General features: G+C 59.0%; 22 protein-coding genes and 1 pseudogene. 11 read left to right on the forward strand and 12 right to left on the reverse strand.

Annotated elements, in window-relative coordinates; all coding sequences use genetic code 11:
* Positions 1-7: 7 nt before the first annotated feature.
* Positions 8-2,236, reverse strand: a complete 2,229-nt coding sequence (locus AC5SEM_RS16285; RefSeq protein ID WP_495470835.1) for a polysaccharide biosynthesis tyrosine autokinase — start codon at positions 2,234-2,236, stop codon at positions 8-10.
* A 39-nt stretch (positions 2,237-2,275) separates the two neighbouring features.
* Positions 2,276-2,716, reverse strand: coding sequence for a low molecular weight protein-tyrosine-phosphatase (locus AC5SEM_RS16290; RefSeq protein WP_077573818.1), 441 nt, complete (start codon positions 2,714-2,716; stop codon positions 2,276-2,278).
* Positions 2,717-3,009: 293 nt separating this feature from the next.
* Here AC5SEM_RS16290 and AC5SEM_RS16295 point away from each other — a divergent pair, with 293 nt between their 5' ends.
* On the forward strand, positions 3,010-3,966 hold the full coding sequence (locus tag AC5SEM_RS16295) for a cellulase family glycosylhydrolase (RefSeq protein WP_495470836.1): 957 nt from the start codon (positions 3,010-3,012) through the stop codon (positions 3,964-3,966).
* 202 nt (positions 3,967-4,168) lie between these two features.
* On the forward strand, positions 4,169-5,095 hold the full coding sequence (gene tal / locus AC5SEM_RS16300; RefSeq protein ID WP_495470837.1) for a transaldolase: 927 nt from the start codon (positions 4,169-4,171) through the stop codon (positions 5,093-5,095).
* Positions 5,096-5,294: 199 nt separating this feature from the next.
* On the opposite strand, the gene rssC is transcribed toward tal, so the two are convergent.
* Together rssC and rssB are read right to left on the reverse strand one after the other, a co-directional pair.
* A complete protein-coding gene (rssC, locus tag AC5SEM_RS16305; RefSeq protein ID WP_003226553.1) occupies positions 5,295-5,777 on the reverse strand; it encodes an anti-sigma factor antagonist RssC in 483 nt (160 codons plus the stop codon).
* On the reverse strand, positions 5,777-6,958 hold the full coding sequence (gene rssB / locus AC5SEM_RS16310) for a two-component system response regulator RssB (protein ID WP_016986724.1): 1,182 nt from the start codon (positions 6,956-6,958) through the stop codon (positions 5,777-5,779). The genes rssC and rssB overlap by 1 nt, the downstream gene beginning before the upstream one ends.
* A gap of 275 nt (positions 6,959-7,233) precedes the next feature.
* On the opposite strand from rssB, the gene AC5SEM_RS16315 reads away from it, so the two are divergent.
* Positions 7,234-7,533: a PilZ domain-containing protein gene (locus tag AC5SEM_RS16315; protein WP_077573820.1), complete on the forward strand. Its 300-nt coding sequence runs from the start codon at positions 7,234-7,236 to the stop codon at positions 7,531-7,533.
* A gap of 52 nt (positions 7,534-7,585) precedes the next feature.
* Here AC5SEM_RS16315 and AC5SEM_RS16320 read toward each other — a convergent pair whose 3' ends face one another.
* Positions 7,586-8,275, reverse strand: coding sequence for an MlaA family lipoprotein (locus tag AC5SEM_RS16320; protein WP_116030884.1), 690 nt, complete (start codon positions 8,273-8,275; stop codon positions 7,586-7,588).
* 198 nt (positions 8,276-8,473) lie between these two features.
* Between AC5SEM_RS16320 and pcrP the strand changes: the two genes are divergently transcribed.
* From pcrP to AC5SEM_RS16335, 3 genes and pseudogenes are all read left to right on the forward strand, one after another.
* Positions 8,474-9,094, forward strand: a complete 621-nt coding sequence (pcrP, locus tag AC5SEM_RS16325) for an HAD superfamily inactivated hydrolase PcrP (protein ID WP_077573822.1) — start codon at positions 8,474-8,476, stop codon at positions 9,092-9,094.
* Positions 9,095-9,202: 108 nt separating this feature from the next.
* Complete coding sequence (locus AC5SEM_RS16330) at positions 9,203-9,466, forward strand: DUF4404 family protein (protein WP_150730815.1); 264 nt, start codon at positions 9,203-9,205, stop codon at positions 9,464-9,466.
* A 48-nt stretch (positions 9,467-9,514) separates the two neighbouring features.
* Positions 9,515-9,628, forward strand: a pseudogene (locus AC5SEM_RS16335) (metal ABC transporter ATP-binding protein); the annotation flags it as partial.
* A gap of 26 nt (positions 9,629-9,654) precedes the next feature.
* Here the strand turns inward: AC5SEM_RS16335 and queF are convergent.
* Together queF and copI are read right to left on the reverse strand one after the other, a co-directional pair.
* Positions 9,655-10,485, reverse strand: coding sequence for an NADPH-dependent 7-cyano-7-deazaguanine reductase QueF (gene queF / locus AC5SEM_RS16340; protein ID WP_495470838.1), 831 nt, complete (start codon positions 10,483-10,485; stop codon positions 9,655-9,657).
* 61 nt (positions 10,486-10,546) lie between these two features.
* The gene (gene copI / locus AC5SEM_RS16345) at positions 10,547-11,074 is read right to left on the reverse strand and encodes a copper-resistant cuproprotein CopI (protein ID WP_495470839.1); all 528 of its coding nucleotides are present in this window, start codon (positions 11,072-11,074) and stop codon (positions 10,547-10,549) included.
* Positions 11,075-11,238: 164 nt separating this feature from the next.
* Here copI and AC5SEM_RS16350 point away from each other — a divergent pair, with 164 nt between their 5' ends.
* Positions 11,239-11,919: a heavy metal response regulator transcription factor gene (locus tag AC5SEM_RS16350; RefSeq protein WP_077573826.1), complete on the forward strand. Its 681-nt coding sequence runs from the start codon at positions 11,239-11,241 to the stop codon at positions 11,917-11,919.
* Entirely contained in the window at positions 11,919-13,265 is a 1,347-nt protein-coding gene (locus tag AC5SEM_RS16355; RefSeq protein ID WP_495470840.1) for a heavy metal sensor histidine kinase, read from the forward strand. Before AC5SEM_RS16350 ends, AC5SEM_RS16355 begins: the two co-directional genes overlap by 1 nt.
* 119 nt (positions 13,266-13,384) lie before the next feature.
* Here AC5SEM_RS16355 and AC5SEM_RS16360 read toward each other — a convergent pair whose 3' ends face one another.
* The 3 genes from AC5SEM_RS16360 to AC5SEM_RS16370 all read right to left on the reverse strand — a co-directional run bounded on the left by AC5SEM_RS16360 (position 13,385) and on the right by AC5SEM_RS16370 (position 16,634).
* Positions 13,385-14,629 (reverse strand): lipoprotein-releasing ABC transporter permease subunit, encoded by a 1,245-nt coding sequence (locus AC5SEM_RS16360; protein WP_077573828.1) that lies wholly within the window; start codon positions 14,627-14,629, stop codon positions 13,385-13,387.
* A gap of 63 nt (positions 14,630-14,692) precedes the next feature.
* On the reverse strand, positions 14,693-15,391 hold the full coding sequence (gene lolD / locus AC5SEM_RS16365) for a lipoprotein-releasing ABC transporter ATP-binding protein LolD (RefSeq protein WP_007910506.1): 699 nt from the start codon (positions 15,389-15,391) through the stop codon (positions 14,693-14,695).
* Positions 15,384-16,634 (reverse strand): lipoprotein-releasing ABC transporter permease subunit, encoded by a 1,251-nt coding sequence (locus tag AC5SEM_RS16370; RefSeq protein WP_077573829.1) that lies wholly within the window; start codon positions 16,632-16,634, stop codon positions 15,384-15,386. Before AC5SEM_RS16370 ends, lolD begins: the two co-directional genes overlap by 8 nt.
* 94 nt (positions 16,635-16,728) lie before the next feature.
* Here AC5SEM_RS16370 and AC5SEM_RS16375 point away from each other — a divergent pair, with 94 nt between their 5' ends.
* Positions 16,729-17,310 (forward strand): PilZ domain-containing protein, encoded by a 582-nt coding sequence (locus tag AC5SEM_RS16375; RefSeq protein WP_495470841.1) that lies wholly within the window; start codon positions 16,729-16,731, stop codon positions 17,308-17,310.
* 14 nt (positions 17,311-17,324) lie between these two features.
* Positions 17,325-18,047 (forward strand): glycerophosphodiester phosphodiesterase, encoded by a 723-nt coding sequence (locus AC5SEM_RS16380; protein ID WP_016986737.1) that lies wholly within the window; start codon positions 17,325-17,327, stop codon positions 18,045-18,047.
* 42 nt (positions 18,048-18,089) lie between these two features.
* Here AC5SEM_RS16380 and sthA read toward each other — a convergent pair whose 3' ends face one another.
* Together sthA and AC5SEM_RS16390 are read right to left on the reverse strand one after the other, a co-directional pair.
* Positions 18,090-19,484 (reverse strand): Si-specific NAD(P)(+) transhydrogenase, encoded by a 1,395-nt coding sequence (sthA, locus tag AC5SEM_RS16385; protein ID WP_007984277.1) that lies wholly within the window; start codon positions 19,482-19,484, stop codon positions 18,090-18,092.
* 197 nt (positions 19,485-19,681) lie between these two features.
* Positions 19,682-20,626 (reverse strand): FAD:protein FMN transferase, encoded by a 945-nt coding sequence (locus tag AC5SEM_RS16390; protein WP_495473475.1) that lies wholly within the window; start codon positions 20,624-20,626, stop codon positions 19,682-19,684.
* Between the two features lie 162 nt (positions 20,627-20,788).
* Here AC5SEM_RS16390 and AC5SEM_RS16395 point away from each other — a divergent pair, with 162 nt between their 5' ends.
* Positions 20,789-22,090 carry an MFS transporter gene (locus tag AC5SEM_RS16395; RefSeq protein ID WP_016986740.1) on the forward strand — a complete coding sequence of 434 codons (1,302 nt, stop codon included), beginning with the start codon at positions 20,789-20,791 and terminating at the stop codon, positions 22,088-22,090.
* Positions 22,091-22,096: the final 6 nt, after the last annotated feature.

Raw genomic sequence — 22,096 nt, forward strand, 5'->3', positions numbered from 1 at the left:
CTGACAGTCAGGATTTGTCGGACGCGTATTCGTAGTTGTAATAGCCGTAACCACCATTGCCGTAGTAGCTGGCGGCACGCTTCTCGACGCCGTTGAACACCGCGCCTTTGAGCTCGATGCCGTTCTGCGCGAAGCGGCGAATGGTCAGTTCGATCTCCTTGGCCGGGTTCACCCCGAAGCGCGTGACGATCAGGCTGATCCCGGCTTCACGGCCAACAATCGCGGCATCGGTCACCGCCAGCAGCGGCGGCGTATCGATGATCACCAGGTCGTAGCGCTCGCTCAGTTCCGCCAGCAATTCGCGGAAGTTGGCGTGCATCAACAGCTCGGACGGATTCGGTGGCACCTGACCGCGACTGATGAAGTGCAGGTTGTCGACTTCGATTTTGTTGATCGCCTGATCGATGCTGCAACGCTTGACCAGCAGGTCGGACAAACCATTAGTGATCGGTGTGTTGAGGGTTTTGTGCAGATGACCTTTGCGCATGTCGGCATCGATCAGCACCACGCGCTGGCCGCTCAAAGCCATGACCGCGGCGAGGTTGGACGAGACGAAGGTCTTGCCGACTTGCGGGCTCGGCCCGGAAATCATGATGCGGTTGTTGGTCGAATCGAGCCCGGCGAAATGCAGGCAGGTGCGCAGGCTGCGGATCGATTCGATCGACAGATCCGTCGGATTGCGCAGGGCCAACAGATACGCCGGCTTGTCGACACCGTCGCGGGCGCGGCCTTTTTTGTTGTCTTCTTCATCCTGCAAGGCGCTGTACGGAATCGACGCGTACACCGGCAAGCCAAGTTGCTCGATGGCTTCCGGGCCTTCGAGACCCCGGCTCAGGGATTTGCGCAGCAGCACCAGAGCGACGCCGACGAAGGCGCCGAGGAAGGTCGCAATCAGCACAATCAGGGCTTTTTTCGGTTTGACCGGGCTGGTCAGGTCGACATCCGCCGCGTCGACCAGACGCACGTTACCCACGGCACCGGCGCGGACGATGTCCAGCTCCTGGGATTTGTTCAGCAACTGCGTGTAGATCTGCGAAGCCACTTCGACATCGCGGGTCAGGTTGAGCAATTCCTGCTGGGTCGCGGGCAGATCGCCGACCTTGCCTTCCAGCGACTTCTGTTGCTGGGTCAACTCGCCGATCTGGCTCATCAACGCGCGATAGGCCGGGTGCTGTTTAGTGAACTTGCGGTCCATCTCCGCCTGCTGCATTTTCAGCTCGGAGATTCGCGTTTCCAGCGCCACCGACTGACCGAGCACCGACTGGGTTTCCAGCGAGATGTTCACGGTCTTGCCGTGAGTCTGGTAGGCGTTCAGCGCATCGCTGGCCTTGGCCAGATCACGTTTGACCTGCGGCAACTGGCTCTGCAGGAAGGCCAGACTTTGCGCCGCTTCCGCCGAGGTGCGGCGCACGTTCTGATCGACATAAAGCGCGGCGATCTTGTTGAGAATTTTCACCGCTTCAGCGGCGTCGCTGCTGGCCAGCGCCAGTTTGATAATCCCTGATTCCTTGCCCTGCTCGGAGATATCCAGTGCGTCCTGATAACCCTGAATGGTCACGATCCGTGGGTTGCGCACCACTTCGAAACGCGTGCCGGGGTTGGCCAGCAACTGGCTGATCTGCCCTTCTACACCGTCCTGCGCGAACGCTTCGCCGGCGGCGCCTTCGACCAGCAGGTTGTCGTTGTCATCGAGCAACTGGAAGTGCTTCTGTTCGCCGGCGATCAGGGTGAGTTTCTTGCCCAACAGTTCTTTCGGCAGATTGAGCCGGGCGAACTCCAGACGCTCACCGCCCCAGGCGTAACTGTTCAGGCCGAAACGCGGTGCGGCGACGCTGGTTTCGGTCTCGCCGCGATAACGCCGGGCGAGAAAGCCGCCAATCATCGGGAAGGTATTGGGGGTGACATCGATGTCCAGGCGCAAGTCGTCGACAGTTTTGCCGATCACCGCGCGGGATTTGATGATGCCGATTTCGGTCACCGACGGCGATTGCCCACCGAGCATGCTGTTGAGGTCGGAGAACCCGAGCATGTCGTTCTTTTTCGGCTCGACCTGCACCAGCGCATTCGCCAGGTACACGGGCGTGGCCAACACTGCGTAGGCCACACCGGTAACCATAAAGGCGCCGGTGAGCGCGCCGATCAACCATTTCTGGTCGATCAAACTGCCGAATATGCCGAGAAGATCAATACTGTCTTGATCATTGTCGCGGGTGCCGATGACGGACGGTAACTGCATAAGTCTGTTCTTACCATTCATTGATCTGAAGAATATTCATCAACGCGCGAGGCGTTGTGCCCATGAGCTGACAGCATCTTCAATCAATGCATGGGCATGAATAAAAGCGGCCTTGCCTTGACGATACGGATCTTGTATTTCGCGCTCGCTCTGCCACTTGCCGAGCAGAAATACTTTGCCTCTGGCATGAGAGGCAATCTTCAATACTTGATTAACATGCTGTTTTTCCATGACCAGAATCAGGTCTGATTCATTGACGATGTCTGCGGTCAGTTGCCGTGCGATGAAGCCTTCGGCGTTATGGCCATGGTCTTCGAGCACTTGCCGGGCGGACGCTTCGACGCCCTCGCCCACCCGTGCCGACAGGCCTGCGGAGGAGACGGTGATCGCTGAGGGGGCCAGCGCGTTACGCAGCATCAGTTCTGCCGTCGGACTACGGCATATATTGCCCACGCAAACGACAAGGATCTTTCTGAACAAGGTTTTACTTTCCTGTGTAATGTCAAACGGCCAACATCCCGAGAGCAATTTAATGAACCCTCAGATCTTTCTTCACTCGGAAATAGATTCGCCCTGTTAGTACCGAAGCATTAAGTACCACAGCGTTTAAAAGCCCCCCAACCACAATTAGCGGACTAAAAATAACTGTGATTTTCGCGTGATTGTTTTCCGACAAAAAATAACATTCGCGCACTTAGTGCCATCACCTCACTCGAAAATTGAGCAACGAGATCATTTATTCGCAGTTGTCACTTCTCTTCGGGAGAGCAGACATGAAAACAACACATCTCAAAAAACTCGGCGCGTTGGCACTGATGATGGCCGGGGCTGCAACTCAGGTTCACGCCAGCGAACTGTTTCCAAACCTTCCGGCGAAGAACATCGGCGTGCAGGTGAAGATCCAGAACTTCACGGCCGCCGACGCCGCGCAGATCAAATCGGCCGGTTTCGGTTTTGTCCGCTTCGGTGTGTGGAGCGACAGCCTGACGGCCAAGGCTTATCAGAAACAGGTCAGCGATGCCTTTGCGGCGGCGCAATCTGCAGGCCTGCCGGTGTTGCTGACGGTCCGCGCGATCAAGGCGTTGCCCGCCACATCGAGCGCCGAGCTGACCACCGCCGGTGAAGGCTTCGCCAAAGCCGTGACGGGGCTGCAACAGTCGTACAGCGCGCAACTGGTGGCGATCGAGTTATGGAATGAACCGGACCTGGAAACCTACTGGCCGACGCGCAATTTCGACACCACGTTTGTGCCGTTCATGAGCGGCGTGTGCAAGGCGCTGCAAGAACAGCCGCCATCGACGCCGGTGATCGGTTACGGTTTCGCCCGCCCACCTAGCGCAGGTTCTGCTTCAACGGTGGCACTGAGTCGCATCGTCAGCGAATACCCCAAATGCCTGAACGCTGTGTCCTATCACCCCTACGGCATGACGGCTACGCAGATCAGCAACGCGCAGAACTTCATTCAGCAGAACTTTCATGTGCCCGGGATCATCAGTGAGTGGGGTATCTCGGCACTGGCCTCCAACGGCGGGCCTGAAGGCCAGGCGAGCAAGATCAACGCGTTTATCGGCGATGTTAAAAAACTCAACATCCCGCTGACGTCCATCTACGAATGGAAGAACAGTGATTCCGGCAGTAACGATCGCGAGAAGAACTTCGGCCTGCTGACGTCCGACGGGCAACCGAAACCGGCGCGCATGTCGGTCGAAGCCCTGTTGAACGCTCAATAGTGCGTGTACAACCGACCTGTACGCAGGTCGGTTGCTTTGAACCTGTTGGCCGTTTTGGCATCGTATTCATCGATAACCCGCCCCACCTTTCAAACAATCGTTTTCAGGTTGTTGCCGCAGGGGCCATCGATACACGTACCCGCCCTTGAGTGGCTGTCAGCGCTCGGGTAATGTCATCAGACCCATAGGACAGAGCACGCCCATGACTTCCAAGCTGGAACAACTCAAACAATTCACCACCGTTGTTGCCGACACCGGCGACTTCGAAGCGATCTCCCGGGTCAAACCGGTCGACGCCACCACCAACCCTTCCCTGCTGCTCAAAGCGGCGGCCATTCCGGCCTACGCCGAGCTGCTGAACGCCTGCGTCAGCGACTGCAAGGGCGATGTCGGCCTGGCCAGCGACCGTTTCGGCGTTGCGGTGGGTCAGGAAATTCTCAAAGTCATCCCGGGCCGTATCTCCACTGAAGTGGATGCGCGCCTGTCGTTCGACAAGGACGCCGTGCTGAAACGCGCGCATCGCTTGATCGATCTGTACGACAAGGCCGGCATTGGCCGTGATCGCGTACTGATCAAGATCGCTTCGACCTGGGAAGGCATCCGCGCCGCCGAAGTGCTGGAGAAGGAAGGCATCCAGACCAACCTGACCCTGCTGTTCTCCTTCGCCCAGGCAGCGGCTTGCGCTGACGCTGGCGTATTCCTGATTTCGCCATTCGTGGGCCGCATCTACGACTGGTACAAGAAAGCCAACGGCAACGACTACACCGGTGCTGACGATCCGGGCGTACAGTCGGTTACCCGCATCTACAACTACTACAAGGCCAATGACTACAAAACCGTGGTCATGGGCGCGAGCTTCCGCAACCTCAATCAGATCGAGCAACTGGCCGGCTGCGACCGCCTGACCATCAGCCCGGACCTGATCGACAAGCTGGCGGCCGATACCGGCAAGCTGGAGCGCAAACTGGCACCGGGCAACGCCGGTGAAGCCCGTCTGAGCCTCAACGAAGCGCAATTCCGCTGGTTGTCCAACGAAGACGCGATGGCCACCGAGAAACTGGCTGAGGGCATCCGTCAGTTTGCTCGCGACCAGGAGAAGCTTGAGGCGCTGTTGCAGGCCAAGCTGTGATGTGATTTTCTGAAATGCAAAAAGGGCGAACCTGTGAGGGTTCGCCCTTTTTTGTGGCTGCTGGGAAATTCCTGGTGATCTTGCGGCCGCTTTCGCGAGCAGGCTCGCTCCCACAGGGGGATTTGTGATCGACGCCGGGTCAGTGTGGGAGCGAGCTTGCTCGCGAAGGGGCCAGCCCAGACAACATCACGTCATGAGATCAATGCCGCTCGAGGGCATTCACCAGGTCATGAAACGCTTCACGATTGGAATCGTTCAGGCCCATGAGGATCTTGTGCGCTTCAAGCACCTTGATCCGCACCACTTCTTCCGACTGGTCCTGATCCGGCAGGTCGTCCAGGCACTCCGGGCATGGCACCGGGTGGTTGACGATGTTGAACACCTGCTCGAAACCCATCGATTGCAACAGACGGGTGATGTCTTCGTGGGTGGTGACGACAGTCGGCAGCAGGCCGACCTTCTGCCGCGACAGGATCGACAGTTTGGCCAACAGGCCCAACGTCGTGCTGTCGATGCTGCGGGTTTCGGTCAAATCGATCACGATCGCGTTGAAATTCAGCGCGGTGAAGATTTTCTCAATAGTCGCATCCAACGCCGAACACAGGGTCAGGCGAACTTCACCGACGAACTTCAGGACGAAGGTGCCGTCCTGCTCGGCGAACTGGATTCTACCGGTACTCATTAAAGATTCCTGCTCAACACCAACAGGGCGATATCATCCGGCATCTCCCCTAGCGTGGCCAATCCAAACACTTGCCGCAGACCATCCAGGCTGCCGCCCGCCGACTTCACCCGTTGAGGCAAAGCGGCTTCTTTTTCTTTGAGCGTAGGTTCTGGCAAAAGATCCAGAATGCCATCGGACATCAGCGTCAGGCTGAACGTCGGCGGCAGCTCAAGCACGTGGTCTTCGTAGGTGGCTTCATTGAAGAGCCCCACCGGCAGACCACGCCCTTCGAGATAACGAACACTGTCAGGCGTGTACAACACAGGCAACGGCAGATGGCCGCCGATGCTATAGGTCAACAAACCGGTCTCCTCGTCGATGACTCCACCGACCATTGTGACGTGTTTACCCAGCTTACAACTGATCAGCCCCCGGTTGATATGACCAAGGACTTCCGAAGGCTTGAATTCCGGCAAGGTGCCGTTGCGCTTGGATTCGAACAGCAAGCGCGTGGTCATGAACTTCAGCAGCACAGTGACGAAGGCTGAAGAGGCGCCATGACCGGAGACATCAGCCAGGTAAAACGCGACCCGGCGCTCGTCGACACGGAAATAGTCGACAAAATCACCCGACAGATATAACGACGGTATGATCTGGTGCGCGAACTTGAACTCGTCGATGCTCCACGGGCTTTCCGGCAGCATGTTCATCTGCACCTGGCGACCGGCGTTCTGGTCTTCCTGGAGCAGGTTCAGGCTGGCCTCAAGTTCGCGGTTGGCCTTTTCCAGCTTCTCGCGGTAGCGCTGGTTTTCCAGCAGCAGGCGCGCACGATCCAGGGCTCGGCGCACAGAGTGCTCGAGCACAGCCAGATCTTCGAGAGGCTTGATCAGGTAGTCCGCTGCGCCCAGGCGCAGGGCTTCGACCGCGTCGTTCATCACGCCGGCACCCGAGACCACGATCACCGGCGTCTGCGGTGACCGCTCGGTGACCTGACGGATCAGTTCGAGACCGCCCATCTGCGGCATGCGCAGATCGCAGATGACCAGGTCGGGCGTGTCTTGCTCGAATACCTGAAGACCCTGTTGGCCGTTGCTGGCCTGCAGGACGCTGAAACCACTGTCTTCCAAATAGGCCGCGAGGCTCGCGCGCACTACTTCGTCATCATCGATTATCAGCAGCGTGGCACTGGTTTTTGGCATGTGGGCAAACGGCGCCAGAATTAGGTTGGCGTAGTTGGCGGGGCATCGGGCCCTGCGCAGACTACTGGATTCGCTTTCTAGCCTCTCTACTGCACCGCTTTCGAGCATTGGCTGCAAACGCGGTTACACCAGAGGTGCCCTTCTAAGGCGCAGACGGTACTCCCATCCGCAGAGCGTTTCAAGCATGCGCCGATGGTCGCTTGACGACTTTACTTGTCAAATCACCGAGAGTTATAAGAACAGCTCAAACCGTAACCCAATGGAAGGACGAACCTATGAGTCAAACCAGTCGGGACTACAGCGAAAAGCGCGATTTCATCCGCATGCGGGTCGATGCCGATGTCGTGTTGATTCATGAAGGCGATGAGGTTTCAGGTGTATGCATCGACCTCTCCAGCAGTGGCATGCAGGTCGAAGCGCCGCGCCAGTTCGCGGTTGGCGACCGTTTGAGCGTACGCATCGACTCCGATCACGCCGCACTCAGCGGCCTTGAGGCCGAGACCGAAGTGGTCTGGGTCAGGGCACAGGATGGCGGCGGCCAGAAACTCGGTCTGACCATTCTGAAGATGAAATAGCTACACACAAAAAAGGCGACCCTGAGGTCGCCTTTGCTTTTACCGGTCGAGATTAAAAATCGTCTTCGACCTGGCCATCCTTCACTTTGAACTCGCGGTTCTGCAAGTAAGCGTTGCGGATGAAGGTGTACTTGTCGCCGCTGATCAGCTTTTCGCTCGACAGCAGGCTGGCGCGGGTGTCGACGATGTTCAGGCCGAAGATCGAGTTACGGGTAGGCACGTGGTCGATGTAGCGGTACATACCGGTGTAGCTGTCGACGTACTTGGAAGGCGCATCACGCAAAGTGCTCGGCCCCATCAGCGGCAGCATCACGTATGGACCGCTACCTACGCCCCAGTAACCGAGGGTCTGACCGAAGTCTTCGTCGCTGCGGTTCAGGCCCATTTTGGTGCCGACATCAAAGAAGCCGAGCAGACCAAACGTGGTGTTGAAGATCAGACGCGCAGTGTCAACGCCAGCAGCGGCCGGTTTGGCCTGCAGGATGTTGTTGGCAAGGTTGGTGACATCACCGACGTTGCGGAACATGTTGTGAATGCCGTCTTCGAGGAACTGCGGAGTCACGAACTCGTAACCCTGCGCCAGTGGCTTCAGCGCGTAGGTGTCAACAAAGTCGTTGAACTCGAAGATAGGACGGTTGACGCTTTCCCAAGGGTCTTCTTCCGTTGCCGCCTGAGTGGCGAACGGAGCCAGCAACAGGCCGGCACATACACAAAGCTGAGCGAGCGGATTGCTCCAGCGCATAGAAAAACTCCTTGGATTTGTACTGTCGCGGACATCTGGGTCCGGGTGTTCAGGCCGCTAGTATAAGCGTAAAAGCCCGTTTGGACAGTCTGCGCAATGCAGCAGTCTGTAGGACGCTTCTCGCGTCGCCGTTCACACAGCTGTCATCCAACTGTCACCGGCACAGCCTAGCGTTATCGCTATTTCAGGGACGCTGCCATGACACACGCCGAAACATTGCCCGTCGCCGCGCCGAGCCTGACCGCTGTACTGTTTGGACTCAGCGGTTGTCTGGTGGATTTCGGTGCTCGCGCTCGTCTAAATACCGTCGCCCGGCCCGAATATGCCGAGGCCACGCCGGGCGCGCTCGACAGTCTGCACATTTTGCAGCGCCAGCAGATTCCCTGCGCCTGGCTGGATGAACTGCCCCCTGCCCTCGCCCAATCGTTATCAAACTCTCTACCGGCCTGGATCAAACCCGCGCAATATTCGGCAACAATCAATCCATGGCCTGCGCCGAACGCTTGCTGGCAGGCCCTGATGGATCTGAACGTCAGCAGTCTGGACGGTTGCGTATTGGTCAGCGGTGAGCCGCGCCTGTTGCAGGCCGGCCTGAACGCCGGGCTGTGGACCATCGGCCTCGCCTCCTGCGGCTCGCTGTGCGGCCTGGCACCGGGTGAATGGCAAGCGCTGAGCCAGAAAGAACGCGAACAACTGCGTGGCAAGGCGACGATGCAGCTATTCGGCCTCGGCGTGCATTCGGTGATCGATCATCTGGGCGAGCTCGACACCTGTCTCGCCGACATCAGCCTGCGCCGGCTCAAAGGCGAAAAGCCCTGATCGGGATCATGCAGGTTTGCCGGGAGTGGATTAATCTAAAGGTCAGCCATAGACCTTTGGCGCGCGGCTGCGGTCAATGCCAGTGCCTATTGATAAAAGGAAAACACCATGCCCGCCCAAGAACTGCAAAAACAGCTCGATACCCTGCGCGAGCAGCTGGAGCAGAATCCGCCGCTGTCGGAAGTTGAGCGTGAGGATTTGCATGCGCTGATGGCGCAGATTGAACTGGAACTTGAACTCGAAACCAAGACCAACGATTCGAACATTGCCGACGGCGTGAACCTCGCCGTTGAACGCTTTGAAGTTGACCATCCAACCATAGCTGGCACCCTGCGCAATATCGTCAACGCGCTGGGCAGCATGGGGATCTGATTCCCCCCGAAACGCAAAAAGCCCTGCCATCACTGGCAGGGCTTTTTCATTTCCGGGCTTGAAACACAGTCCCCTGTGGGAGCGAGCCTGCTCGCGAAGGCTTCGTGTCAATCGACATCATCCTTGAATGACACACCACATTCGCGAGCAGGCTCGCTCCCACATTGGATATCGCACATTCCGGATCTTTATTGACGCACGAGGCGGTGGTTCGGCAGCTGTACGCTTTCGGTGCTGCGATACGGGTTGATATCCAGACCGCCACGACGCACGTAACGTGCAAACACCGTCAGTTTCTCAGGCTTCAGCAAGCGCTGCAGATCGAGGAAAATCCGCTCCACACACTGTTCATGGAAGTCCGAGTGCTGACGGAAGCTGACGATATATTCGAGCAGACTGGCATGATCCAGCGCCGAGCCACGATATTCCACCACCACCGTGCCCCAGTCTGGCTGACTGGTCACCGGGCAATTGGATTTGAGCAGGTGGCTATACACCGTCTCTTCGACAACCCGCGATTCATCGCAACGCAGCAGTTCCGGGCGCGGATGCTCATAGTTGCTGACGCTGATATCCAGATCGTCGATGCACACGCCCGGCAACGCCACAACGCCTTCCGCCTCAACGTCCTTCAGACTGCGAACCCGCACGCCCACCGGTTTGCCGGCAGCGGCCGACAAATCCTTGACCAGCGTTGCTTCCAAAGAAGTGACGTCGGCAAACGCCGTCTGGTTCAGCGAGTTCAAATACAACTTGAACGACTTCGACTCAATGATATTCGGCGAGTCTGCCGGAATGCTGAACTCGCCAATCGCCACTACCGGCTTACCCGACGGCAGCAGCCACGACAGCTCGAAGCAGTTCCAGAAATCCACACCTTTATACGGCAGGGTGTCGGCGGTCAGGCCCAGCTCGGCCCATTTCGCGGTGCGCGGAATCGGGAACAGCAGGGACGGCGTGTACGTGGCGATGTATTCGCTGGATTTGCCCAGCGGCGAATGTTCGGCTGCGGGATGCATGGCGGAAACCTGACTGAAGAATCAGCGGATTCTACCAGCCTTTGCCCGCGCCTTTGAGTGCTTACTGACTGACAGTCAGTTTGCCGACCATGCCTGCCTGATAATGACCGGGAATATTGCAGGCAAACTCCAGACTGGTGGCCTTGCTGAAGGTCCAGGTCAACTCGGCAGTTTTACCCGGCTCGACCAGCACGCTGTTCGGATCATCGTGCTTCATGCCATGGCCCATCGCCGCGTGATCCATCCCCGCCATATCGTGGGACATTTCTTTCATGCCGGTAGGCGTAAGCATGCCGCTCTGCTGCATCTGTAACATTTCCTGCTGGTGTCGGGCATGCATCGCAACGTCGCCGAGGTTGAATTCGTGCAGCAGTTGGCCTTTATTCACCAGCACAAAGCGAACGGTCTCACCGGCCTTGACCTGAATCGCCTTCGGGTCGAACGACATGTCGTTCAACACCACTTCAATACTGCGCGTGGCTTTGGCGGCAGGCGCTGGCTGGCCGAAGTCATAGGTGTGCGCGGGAGCTGCAAACGCCGACGAACTCATTGCCAACAAACAGAAGGCCAAGGATTGGCGTAAAAACATGGTCGTTCTCCAACAAGATAAGGTTCAGCCTGTGGGAAACTTTAGCCGGCCTGCGCTGGCATCTACCTGACAGGCAGATTACAACTTTGTCAGGTTGGCGCCTGTCGCCTGCTCTCAAGGTATAAAGCTTTCGTTTCTACACCCCGAACAAAACCGAGTCGCCCATGAAACTGTTGATCGTCGAAGACCAAGCGAAAACCGGCCAATACCTGCGCCAGGGCCTGACCGAGGCCGGGTTCAATACCGAACTGGTGGCCGACGGCAACAGCGGTCAGCAACTGGCATTGAGCGGTGATTACGCGCTGTTGATTCTCGACGTGATGCTGCCGGGGCGCAGCGGCTGGCAGATTTTGCACGCAGTGCGCAGCGCCGGGCTGGATACGCCGGTACTTTTTCTGACGGCCAAAGACGCCGTAGAGGACAGAGTGCATGGTCTCGAACTGGGCGCCGACGACTATCTGGTCAAACCCTTCGCCTTCTCCGAACTGCTGGCGCGGGTGCGCAGCCTGTTGCGTCGCGGCAGTGCCACACCGCAGGAAACCAGTCTGCAACTGGCCGATCTGCGCCTGGATCTGATCCGCCGCCGGGTCGAGCGCAGCGGCCAGCGCATCGATCTGACCGCCAAGGAATTCGCGTTGCTGGAAATGCTTCTGCGTCGCCAGGGCGAAGTGCTGCCAAAATCGCTGATCGCCTCACAGGTCTGGGACATGAATTTCGACAGCGACACCAATGTCATCGAAGTGGCGATCCGCCGATTGCGTCTGAAAATCGATGACGAATTCCCCAACAAACTGATCCACACCGTGCGCGGCATGGGTTATGTGCTCGAAGAGCGTGGCGCCTGATGCGTCGATTGTCCCTCAGTTCGCGCCTGGCCTTGTTGTTTGCTGCGTGCACCGCCGTGGTTTCACTGTTCGCCGGCGTGCTGTTCAATCGCGCCAGCGAGGCGCACTTCATTGAACTCGACCAGCAGCAACTGGACGCCAAGCTGATCGGCCTGCGCCGCGCTTTGCAGGATCTTCAACCCGGCCAACGTGAAGCACGGCTGGCGGATGAGCTGAGTCGCCAGGCCGATCTGTCGTTGCGCATTACCGGCGCCGACGGCCAGCGCTGGTATGACAGTTCGACGCAAATTCCCAAGGATTTACCGCAGCAAACCGGTCTGTCGACGATCAGCAACGACGGTACCGATTACCGCGTACTCAACGCCCCGCTCTACCCGGAAAAACCCGACTCGCCGCAATTGTCCTTGTTGCTGGACATCACCCATCACCAGCACTTCCTGCAGCGCATGCAACATCTGATCTGGCTGACCGTCGGCCTCTCGGCGCTTGCCACTGCTTTGCTCGGTGCCTGGGCCGCACGCAGCGGCTTGCGGCCATTGCGGCGCATGAGTGCAGTCGCCCGTGGGATTTCCGCACAATCGCTGAATGCCCGACTACCAGAAGAACAAATCCCGCCAGAGCTTGCGGAAATGGCCCACAGCTTCAACGCCATGCTCGCACGCCTCGACGACTCGTTTCAGCGGCTCTCGGCGTTTTCCGCCGACATCGCCCATGAACTGCGCACCCCACTGTCGAACCTGCTGACCCACACTCAGGTCACCCTCACCCGCCCACGGCCGATCGAGGATTACCGCGAAGCGCTGCACAGCAACCTCGAAGAGCTGCAATGGATGGCGCAACTGGTCAACGACATGTTGTACCTGGCCAAGGCTGACCACGGTTTGCTGATGCCCAAGCGTGAACCGCTGGAGCTGGCGGATGAGACCGATGTGCTGCTGGAGTTTTTTGCACCGTTGGCGGAGGACGCCGGGGTCAAGCTGACGCGCGAGGGCCATGCGCGGATCGAGGGTGATCGCAGCATGTTGCGCCGGGCCTTATCGAATTTGCTCGATAACGCGCTGCGCTTTACCCCCGCTGAGGGCTACGTGAGTTTGCGGATCGTTGATCAACCGAGCGCTGTGCGCATTTCAGTCGAAAACAGTGGCGAAGGAATTTCTGCAGAGTTGTTGCCACGGCTGTTTGACCGGTTTTATCGGGCCGATCCGGCGCGCCAGGAAGGCAGCAGTGAGCATGCGGGGTTGGGGTTGGCGATTACGCAGTCGATCGTCCGTGCCCATGGCGGGCAGATTCATTGCGAATCCGAAGCGGGATGGACGCGGTTTGTGATTGAGTTGCCTCGAACCTGATCGTTCCCACGCTCTGCGTGGGAATGCAGCCCGGGACGCTCCGCGTCCCTTCCAGAGCCGAACGCGGAGCGTCCGTTGAGGCATTCCCACGCAGAGCGTGGGAACGAGCATGGAATCGCTTACGAATATCTCAGGGCGTGAGCCGGCTCGATCTTCGCCGCCCGCCAGGCCGGATACACCGTCGCCAGGAAGCTGAGAATAAAGCCCGCCGAGCAGATCAACAGCACATCCCCAGCCTGCAATTCCGACGGCAAATTGCTGACGAAATACACATCCGAACTGAAGATGTGCTGCCCGCTGACTCGCTCGATCCAGCCCACGATCTGACTGACATTCAGTGCCGCAATCACGCCGAGCACACCGCCAATGATCGTACCGACAATCCCGATCACCGTGCCCTGCACCATGAAGATCGCCATGATCTGCCGTGGCGTGGCGCCGATGGTACGCAGGATCGCGATGTCCGCGCCCTTGTCATTTACCACCATGATCAGGGTCGCGATGATGTTGAACGCCGCCACCGCGACGATCATCAGCAACAACAGGCCGATCATGGTTTTTTCCATTTTCATCGCGCTGAACAGGCTGCCCTGGGTGTGGGTCCAGTCATCAGCCTTGAACTCGGCGCCCAACCCGGCAGCGATGTCCGAGGAGACTTTCGGCGCGGCGTACAGGTCTTTCACCGCCAGACGCACGCTCTGCACCTGATTCGGTTCCCAATGCTGCATGGTCGCGGCATCAGCCACATGGATCAGGCCCATCGAGCCGTCCAGTTCGGCGCCAACCTTGAACACGCCGACCACGTTCAGTCGCTGCATACGCGGGGTGATGCCACCCGGCGCGGTGCTGACTTCCGGGACGATCAGGGTGATCTTATCGCCGACATTGAGGCGGAAACGCCGCGCGGTGATTTCACCAATCACTACGCCAAACTCGCCCGGTTTCAAGGCATCGAGTCGGCCCTGCACGATGTGCTGGGCAACGATCGACACCTTGCCTTCCTGCGCCGGATCGACGCCACTGATCTGGATCGGCTGCATCAAGCCCTTGTAGGAGAGCATCCCTTCCATCTCGGTGAACGGCACGGCGGCAGTCACTTCAGGATTCTTCATCGCGGCGGCAGCGACCGGCTGCCAATCATCGATCGGCTTGACGCCAACGATGGTCGCGTGCGGCACCATGCCGAGGATGCGCGAGCTCATTTCGCGCTGGAAGCCGTTCATTACCGACAACACCACGATCATCGCCAGCACGCCGAGGGCGAGGCCGATCATCGAAGTCATCGAAATGAATGAAACAAAGCGATTGCGGCGCTTGGCGCGGGTATAGCGCGTGCCGATAAAGATCGATAACGGTCTGAACATTCGCTGGGGCACCGTATAAAAATAAAAGACCCGACGCCTTTGCAGGCGCCGGGTTTCAGCCAATCAGATAGGCGTGAGGCAACCTTCTTGCAGGTGCAGCACACGGTCCATCTGGCGAGCCAGGTTCATGTCGTGGGTCACCACCAGGAACGCCGTGCGCATGGAGGTGCTGAGTTCCAGCATCAAATCCTGAATGCCTTGCGCGGTGTGGGAGTCGAGGTTGCCAGTCGGCTCATCGAGCATCACCAGACCCGGCTTGTTCACCAAGGCGCGGGCGATGGCCACACGTTGACGCTCACCACCGGACAATTCCGCCGGTTTGTGCTCCAGACGATGGCCGAGGCCGACGCGCTCGAGCAACGCGGTGGCGCGCTGACGGGCTTCCGGGATCGGCGTCTTGCCGATCAGCAACGGCATGCAGACGTTTTCCAGCGCGGTGAATTCCGGCAGCAAGTGGTGGAACTGGTAAACGAAACCGAGCGCACGGTTACGCAGCAGGCCACGCTTCTTCTCGCTCAGTGCCGACAGTTCTTCACCGTCGAGCCAGACGCTGCCCTTGGTCGGCGTATCGAGACCGCCCAACAGGTTGAGCAAGGTACTTTTGCCCGAACCCGAGGTGCCGACGATCGCCACTCGCTCGCCCGGGTGCAACTCCAGTTGCAGGCCGGCCAGCACTTCTACCGATTCCGGGCCTTCCTCGTAGGATTTGCCCAGGTTGCGGCAGCTCAAGATTGCTTGTTCACTCATGCCCGACTCACTCATAACGTAGCGCCTCCGCCGGCTGGGTGCGCGCGGCACGCCAGGCGGGATACAGGGTGGCGAGGAAACTCAGAACCAACGCCGCCGCACAGACCATGACCACGTCCTGGCTCTGCACCTGCGACGGAAGATAATCAATGAAATACACGTCAGCATTAAGGAATTTGTGGCCGATCAGGCCTTCCAGTGCCGAGATCGCGGCGCTGACGTTGAGCGCGGCGAGAATCCCGAGCACCGCGCCAATCGCCGTGCCGACCACACCGATCACCGTGCCTTGCACCATGAACGTGCGCATGATCGTGCCCGGCGTCGCGCCCAACGTACGCAGAATGGCGATGTCGCCCTTTTTGTCGTTGACCACCATCACCAGCGTGGAGATGATGTTGAACGCAGCAACGGCGACGATCAGCAGCAACAGCAGACCGATCATGGCTTTTTCCATGCGGATCGCCTGATACAGATTGCCGTGGGTGCGGGTCCAGTCGCGGGCGTAGTAATGGTCTTCGCCAAGCTGCTGGGCGATGTTCCATGCCACCCGTGGCGCCTGGAACAAATCGTCGAACTTCAGGCGGATGCCCTGCACCTGATCCGGTTTCCAGCGGTGCATCTTCGCCAGATCCTGCAGGTTGGTGACGCCCAGATAGCCGTCGAGCTCGCCGGCGCCGACATGGAAGATGCCGACCACGGTGAAGCGCTTCATGCGCGGAAACATCCCGGCCGGGGTCACGCTGACCTCCGGCGCGACGAAGGTGACCTTGTCACCGATGCCCACGCCGAGCTTGGTCGCGGCCTTGTCGCCGATGACGATGCCGAAGCTGCCCGGCGTCAAATCGTCGAGTTTGCCCTGCTTCATGAAGTTGTCGATGATCGACACGTTGCGCTCGAGCGCAGGGTCGATGGCGTTGAGCAACACCTTGGACACCTGACCGTTATTGGTCAGCAGGCCCTGCATCTGGGTGAACGGCGCAACCGCCGTCACCTGCGGGTTCTGCTTGACCTGGGTCGCGAGGCTTTGCCAATCGTTGATCGGCTCAGTGGATTCAATGGTCGCGTGGGGCACCATGCCCAGCACGCGGGTGCGCATCTCATGATCGAAGCCGTTCATCACCGAGAGCACGACGATCATCACGACCACGCCAAGGGCGAGCCCGATCATCGAAGTCAGGGAAATGAATGACACAAAATGATTGCGACGCTTTGCACGGGTATAACGCGTGCCGATAAATACGAAGAGAGGTCTGAACATGTCGGGGCTTGTTCGGAGGGAAAAGGAACGTCCTTGTGGCGGGGGTCGATAACCAGCTTTACACTCAGACCACCGCCGCTACCATGGGTTCGCCATGTCGACATTAGATGAAGAAGATCGCCGCGAATACTACCGTATCGAGGACACGATCGCACTGGAAATTCGGCCCCTGTCCGCTCCCGAAGCCGCAGGCCAGGAAGTGTTGCAGGATGCTTCCCCACTCTTCAACCTGCTCAGCGAACTGCACCTGAGCGAATTCGAGTCGCAGCACCTGTTGCGCCAGATCAGCGAGCGCGACCGGGCCATCTCCGCGTTCCTGAAATCCCAGAACAAGCGCATCGACCTGCTCAGTCAGGTGGTCGCCCTGACCGTGCTCGGCCATATCGGCGAGCCGCAACCGGTGATCATCTCCGAAGGCGGGATCGACTTTCAGTATCCGACGCCGATTGCCACCGGGGCACACCTGTCGGTGAAACTGGTGCTGATGCCGCAAGCTCTCGGCCTGCTCCTGCGCGCCCGAGTGACCCATTGCGACCGCAAGGGCGAAGGTTATGACATCGGCACCGAGTTCGAACACTTGACCGATGCCCAGCGCCAGTTGTTGGCCCGCTATATCTTGCAGAAGCAGGCCCAGGAACGACGTCTGGCCCGCGAACAGAACGAATCTGGCATTTAACTTAAGGAAGCACCGTGACCCTCATCTACGGCCACCGCGGCGCCAAGGGCGAAGCACCGGAAAACACCCTGAGCAGTTTTCAGGAATGTCTCAAGCACGGCGTGCGCCGTTGCGAACTCGATCTGCACCTGTCCAAGGACGGCGAGTTGATGGTCATCCACGACCCGACCCTCAAACGCACCACGGAACGCCGCGGCAAGGTTGTCGAGCACAGCGCAGCCGAACTGGTGACTTACGACGCGCGCAAGGGCGGCCCGGGCTGGATCAAACCCTGCCCGATTCCGACGCTGGAAGAGTTGTTCGAGAAGTGCGATTTCGAGCACTGGCAGCTGGAAGTCAAAAGCGCTTCACGCACTCGCGCGGCAACCACGGTGCTGGCGATTCGTGAAATGGCCCAACGGCATGGCCTGCTCGACAAGGTGACCATCACCTCGAGTTCACGGGAAGTGCTGAAAGCAGCGCTGGATCTGGTGCCGGATGTGTCGCGCGGACTGGTCGCCGAATATGCCTGGCTCGATCCGTTGAAGGTCGCCGCCAGCTATGGCTGTGAGATTCTCGCGTTGAACTGGACGCTGTGTACGCCGGAACGCCTGCAGAAGGCGCAGCGTCAGGGGCTGCATGTGTCGGTGTGGACCGTCAACGAGCCTGCGCTGATGCGCAGACTCGCCGACTTCGGCGTTGACAGCCTGATTACAGACTTTCCCGGTTTGGCCACTGCCACCCTCGAGAATTGCTGAAATCGGTCTCCCCGGCCGGCTCAGGCCACCGGCCGGAGCCCGTCAAAAAAGCCGGTTGAGGCCGTCGTATGCCGCTACCCGATAGGCTTCGGCCATGGTCGGGTAGTTGAACGTCGTATTGACGAAATACTTCAGGGTGTTCAGCTCGCCCGGCTGGTTCATGATCGCCTGACCGATGTGGACGATCTCCGACGCCTGATAACCGAAGCAGTGAACGCCGAGCACTTCCAGGGTTTCACGGTGGAACAGGATCTTCAGCATGCCTTGCGGCTCGCCGGCGATCTGCGCACGCGCCATGCTCTTGAAGAACGCCTTGCCGACTTCGTACGGCACTTTGGCTTGGGTCAGCTCCTGCTCGTTCTTGCCGATCGAGCTGATCTCGGGAATGGTGTAGATACCGGTCGGCACGTCATTCACGAAACGCCAGCTACCGTTATCAACGATGCTGCCAGCAGCCGAACGACCCTGGTCGTGGGCGGCACTGGCCAGGCTCGGCCAGCCGATCACGTCACCGGCGCCGTAGATGTTCGGCACGCAGGTGCGGTAAGCCTCGTCGACTTCGATCTGGCCACGGCTGTTGACCTTGACGCCGATGTTTTCCAGACCCAATTGATCGGTGTTACCGGTACGGCCGTTGCACCAGAGCAAGGCGTCGGCCTTGATCTTCTTGCCGGACTTGAGGTGCAGGATCACGCCGTTGTCGACGCCTTCAACGCGATCGTAATCTTCGTTGTGGCGCACGGTGATGTTGTTGTTGCTGAAGTGATAGCTCAACGCCTGGGAGATTTCCGAGTCGAGGAAGCTCAGCAACTGACCACGGTTATCGACCAGTTCAACCAGTACACCCAGACCGCTGAAAATCGACGCGTATTCGCAACCGATCACGCCAGCGCCGTAAACGATCAGTTTGCGCGGTGTGTGGCCGAGGCTGAGGATGGTGTCGCTATCGTAGATACGCGGGTGGTGGAAATCGATGTCCGCCGGGCGATACGGGCGCGAGCCGGTGGCGATGATGATGTGCTTGGCCACCAGTTTTTCGACCACACCGTTGGCGCAGACCACTTCGATGGTTTGTTCGTCCGCGAAGCTGCCGGTGCCGAAGAACACGTCGACGCGGTTACGGGCGTAGTAGCCGGTACGCGAAGCGACTTGTTTGGAAATGACCTTCTCGGCGCTTTTCAACACGTCCGGGAAGGAGAACCAGCGCGGCTCGCCGATCGCCCGGAACATGGGATTGGTGTTGAACTGCATGATCTGCCGCACCGAGTGACGCAGTGCCTTGGACGGGATGGTGCCGAGGTGGGTGCAGTTGCCGCCGACCTGGCGACGGCTGTCGACCATCGCGACCTTGCGCCCTGCTTTGGCGGCGTTCATTGCCGCGCCTTCTCCCGCCGGGCCGGAACCCAGCACCACCACGTCGTAGTTGTAGACAGCCATGCGTACTCCTCAGAACAGGCCGCGGTGCCAGCAGCACCGGCGGCTAAATCACGCCGAACGGCGGCGCGAAGGAACAATTGGGGGTCAATCAAGAACCCGGACACAGTCTATAGAAGCGTCAACGCCGCGCACATTAACCCTTGGTCGCGTCGTAGGCTACTTTTGCCTGCACTACAACGCCAGCTTTCGTATTGTTCTCAGTCAGTTTTCTTGCCACTGAGGCGTTCGAAAGCCGCGTTGGTGCGGACGACAAAACCTGTATCGGCACGAATCACAAAGAATGCACCAATGTCATGTTTTTCGGCATAGTCCCAAGCCCTTTCGGGGCCGAGAATCAGCAACAGCGTCGATAGTCCATCGGCCATCAACGCTGAAGGATGAATCACCGTGACTGACGCCAGGTCGTGTAGGACCGGTGCCCCCGTGCGGGCATCAAAGGTGTGGGAATAGCGCCGACCGTCCTGCAGGAAATAGTTGCGGTAGTCGCCGGAGGTGGAAACGCCGTAGCCGTCGACATCGATGATGCGCTCGGCGATTTGTTGATCGTCGCGGGGTTCTTCCAGGGCGATGCGCCACGATGAGCCGTCAAGCTTGCGACCCTTTGCCTTTAACTCACCCGTCGCTTCAGCGAGGTAATCGTGAATGCCCAATGCGTCGAGCCTGGCGGCGATGGTGTCGACGGCATAACCGGCGGCGATGCTGTTGAAGTCGACTTCGACGGCGGCATCCTTGCACAACTGATCGCCACTGATATGCAGATGCTGGTGACCGACTCGCTGCATCACTTCGGCCAGCGCAGCGGCGTCAGGGACTTTCTCTTCGCGGCCTTGTGGGCCAAAGCCCCAGAGGTTCATCAGCGGTTCAACGGTCAGGTCGTAGGAGCCTTCGCTTTGCGCTGACAGTTGTTCGCCTGTGCGGACCAATTCGAGTACCGACCCAGGCATTTTCTGACAGCTGTTGGCGGGCAAAGCGTTGAAGCGCTCGATGTCCGAATCATTGCGATAAGTGGACAACTGCCGATCGACTTCGCCGAGGATGCCCTCCACTTCACTGCGAACCCGCGTCGCTTCAGGCATGCCAGCGTGACGCAGGTACTTGATCGAATACGTGCTGCCCATGGTAGGCCCGCCGAAGCTTTCCATGGACTCGCCATTACCGCAGCCAGCCAATAGACCGCCAAGAATCACAAGTCCAAGCAAGCGTCCAGTGAACAATTATTCATCTCTCCGTAAAACCGCGGCGGCCATTATGAATTAAAGGATCTGCAACATCTTTATACAAAATCCAATAGCGAGTACCTGAACATGTCCTCCACCACGGGCAAAGGCAAAGCGATCTTTCGCGTTGTCAGCGGCAACTTTCTCGAAATGTTCGACTTCATGGTCTATGGCTTTTACGCCACGGCCATCGCCAAAACCTTCTTCCCCACCGACAGTGCCTTCGCCTCGCTGATGCTTTCGCTGGCGACCTTCGGCGCGGGCTTCCTGATGCGTCCGCTGGGGGCGATTTTCCTCGGCGCCTACATCGACCGTCATGGCCGCCGCCAAGGCTTGATCATCACCCTGGCATTGATGGCTGCCGGCACGGTACTGATTGCCTGCGTTCCGGGCTATGCGACCCTCGGCGTCGCCGCGCCGCTGATCGTACTGTTCGGTCGTTTGCTGCAAGGCTTCTCGGCCGGCGTGGAGCTGGGTGGCGTGTCGGTGTATCTGGCTGAGATTGCCACACCGGGCCGCAAGGGCTTCTTCGTCAGTTGGCAGTCTGCGAGTCAGCAAGCGGCGGTGGTCTTTGCCGGCCTGCTTGGGGTCGGCCTCAATCATTGGCTGAGTCCGGAACAAATGGGTGATTGGGGCTGGCGCGTGCCGTTCCTGATCGGCTGCATGATTGTGCCGGTGATCTTCGTCATTCGCCGCTCGCTGGAGGAAACCCCAGAGTTCCAGGCCAGAAAACATCGCCCTACCCTGCGGGAAATCGTCCGCTCGATCGGTCAGAACTTTGGCATCGTCATCGCTGGCATGGCGCTGGTGGTGATGACCACGGTGTCTTTCTACCTGATCACCGCGTACACCCCGACCTTCGGCAAAGCCGAGCTGCACCTGTCGGATTTCGACGCATTGCTGGTGACGGTGTGCATCGGGCTGTCGAACTTCTTCTGGTTGCCGGTGATGGGCTCGGTGTCTGACAAGATCGGCCGAAAACCCTTACTGCTGGCAGCGACGATTCTGGCGATCCTGACCGCTTACCCTGCCCTGTCGTGGCTGGTGGCGAACCCGAGCTTCAGCCATTTGCTGATCGTCGAGTTGTGGTTGTCGTTCCTGTACGGCTCGTACAACGGCGCGATGGTGGTGGCACTGACCGAGATCATGCCGGTGGAAGTGCGTACGACCGGGTTTTCGCTCGCCTACAGCCTGGCAACCGCGACATTCGGCGGGTTTACCCCGGCGGCGTGCACGTATCTGATTCATGTGCTGGATAACAAGGCTGCGCCGGGGATCTGGCTCAGTGGTGCGGCGGTGTTGGGGCTGATTGCGACGCTGGTGCTGTTTCGTGGCAATAAGCATGAACTGCGCACTGCGCAGGCGGCTATACCCGGCGGCGCCCGATAAATAGCT

It is taken from the genome of Pseudomonas sp. CH61, from assembly GCF_059429415.1.

Excerpts from the sequence above, each read along its gene's own strand:
- AC5SEM_RS16285 (WP_495470835.1), bottom strand. The coding sequence starts at position 2,236 with ATGCAGTTACCGTCCGTCATCGGCACCCGCGACAATGATCAAGACAGT.
- AC5SEM_RS16295 (WP_495470836.1), top strand. The coding sequence starts at position 3,010 with ATGAAAACAACACATCTCAAAAAACTCGGCGCGTTGGCACTGATGATG.
- tal (WP_495470837.1), top strand. The coding sequence starts at position 4,169 with ATGACTTCCAAGCTGGAACAACTCAAACAATTCACCACCGTTGTTGCC.
- rssC (WP_003226553.1), bottom strand. The coding sequence starts at position 5,777 with ATGAGTACCGGTAGAATCCAGTTCGCCGAGCAGGACGGCACCTTCGTC.
- rssB (WP_016986724.1), bottom strand. The coding sequence starts at position 6,958 with ATGCCAAAAACCAGTGCCACGCTGCTGATAATCGATGATGACGAAGTA.
- AC5SEM_RS16315 (WP_077573820.1), top strand. The coding sequence starts at position 7,234 with ATGAGTCAAACCAGTCGGGACTACAGCGAAAAGCGCGATTTCATCCGC.
- AC5SEM_RS16320 (WP_116030884.1), bottom strand. The coding sequence starts at position 8,275 with ATGCGCTGGAGCAATCCGCTCGCTCAGCTTTGTGTATGTGCCGGCCTG.
- pcrP (WP_077573822.1), top strand. The coding sequence starts at position 8,474 with ATGACACACGCCGAAACATTGCCCGTCGCCGCGCCGAGCCTGACCGCT.
- AC5SEM_RS16330 (WP_150730815.1), top strand. The coding sequence starts at position 9,203 with ATGCCCGCCCAAGAACTGCAAAAACAGCTCGATACCCTGCGCGAGCAG.
- queF (WP_495470838.1), bottom strand. The coding sequence starts at position 10,485 with ATGCATCCCGCAGCCGAACATTCGCCGCTGGGCAAATCCAGCGAATAC.
- copI (WP_495470839.1), bottom strand. The coding sequence starts at position 11,074 with ATGTTTTTACGCCAATCCTTGGCCTTCTGTTTGTTGGCAATGAGTTCG.
- AC5SEM_RS16350 (WP_077573826.1), top strand. The coding sequence starts at position 11,239 with ATGAAACTGTTGATCGTCGAAGACCAAGCGAAAACCGGCCAATACCTG.
- AC5SEM_RS16355 (WP_495470840.1), top strand. The coding sequence starts at position 11,919 with ATGCGTCGATTGTCCCTCAGTTCGCGCCTGGCCTTGTTGTTTGCTGCG.
- AC5SEM_RS16360 (WP_077573828.1), bottom strand. The coding sequence starts at position 14,629 with ATGTTCAGACCGTTATCGATCTTTATCGGCACGCGCTATACCCGCGCC.
- lolD (WP_007910506.1), bottom strand. The coding sequence starts at position 15,391 with ATGAGTGAGTCGGGCATGAGTGAACAAGCAATCTTGAGCTGCCGCAAC.
- AC5SEM_RS16370 (WP_077573829.1), bottom strand. The coding sequence starts at position 16,634 with ATGTTCAGACCTCTCTTCGTATTTATCGGCACGCGTTATACCCGTGCA.
- AC5SEM_RS16375 (WP_495470841.1), top strand. The coding sequence starts at position 16,729 with ATGTCGACATTAGATGAAGAAGATCGCCGCGAATACTACCGTATCGAG.
- sthA (WP_007984277.1), bottom strand. The coding sequence starts at position 19,484 with ATGGCTGTCTACAACTACGACGTGGTGGTGCTGGGTTCCGGCCCGGCG.
- AC5SEM_RS16390 (WP_495473475.1), bottom strand. The coding sequence starts at position 20,626 with ATGGAAAGCTTCGGCGGGCCTACCATGGGCAGCACGTATTCGATCAAG.
- AC5SEM_RS16395 (WP_016986740.1), top strand. The coding sequence starts at position 20,789 with ATGTCCTCCACCACGGGCAAAGGCAAAGCGATCTTTCGCGTTGTCAGC.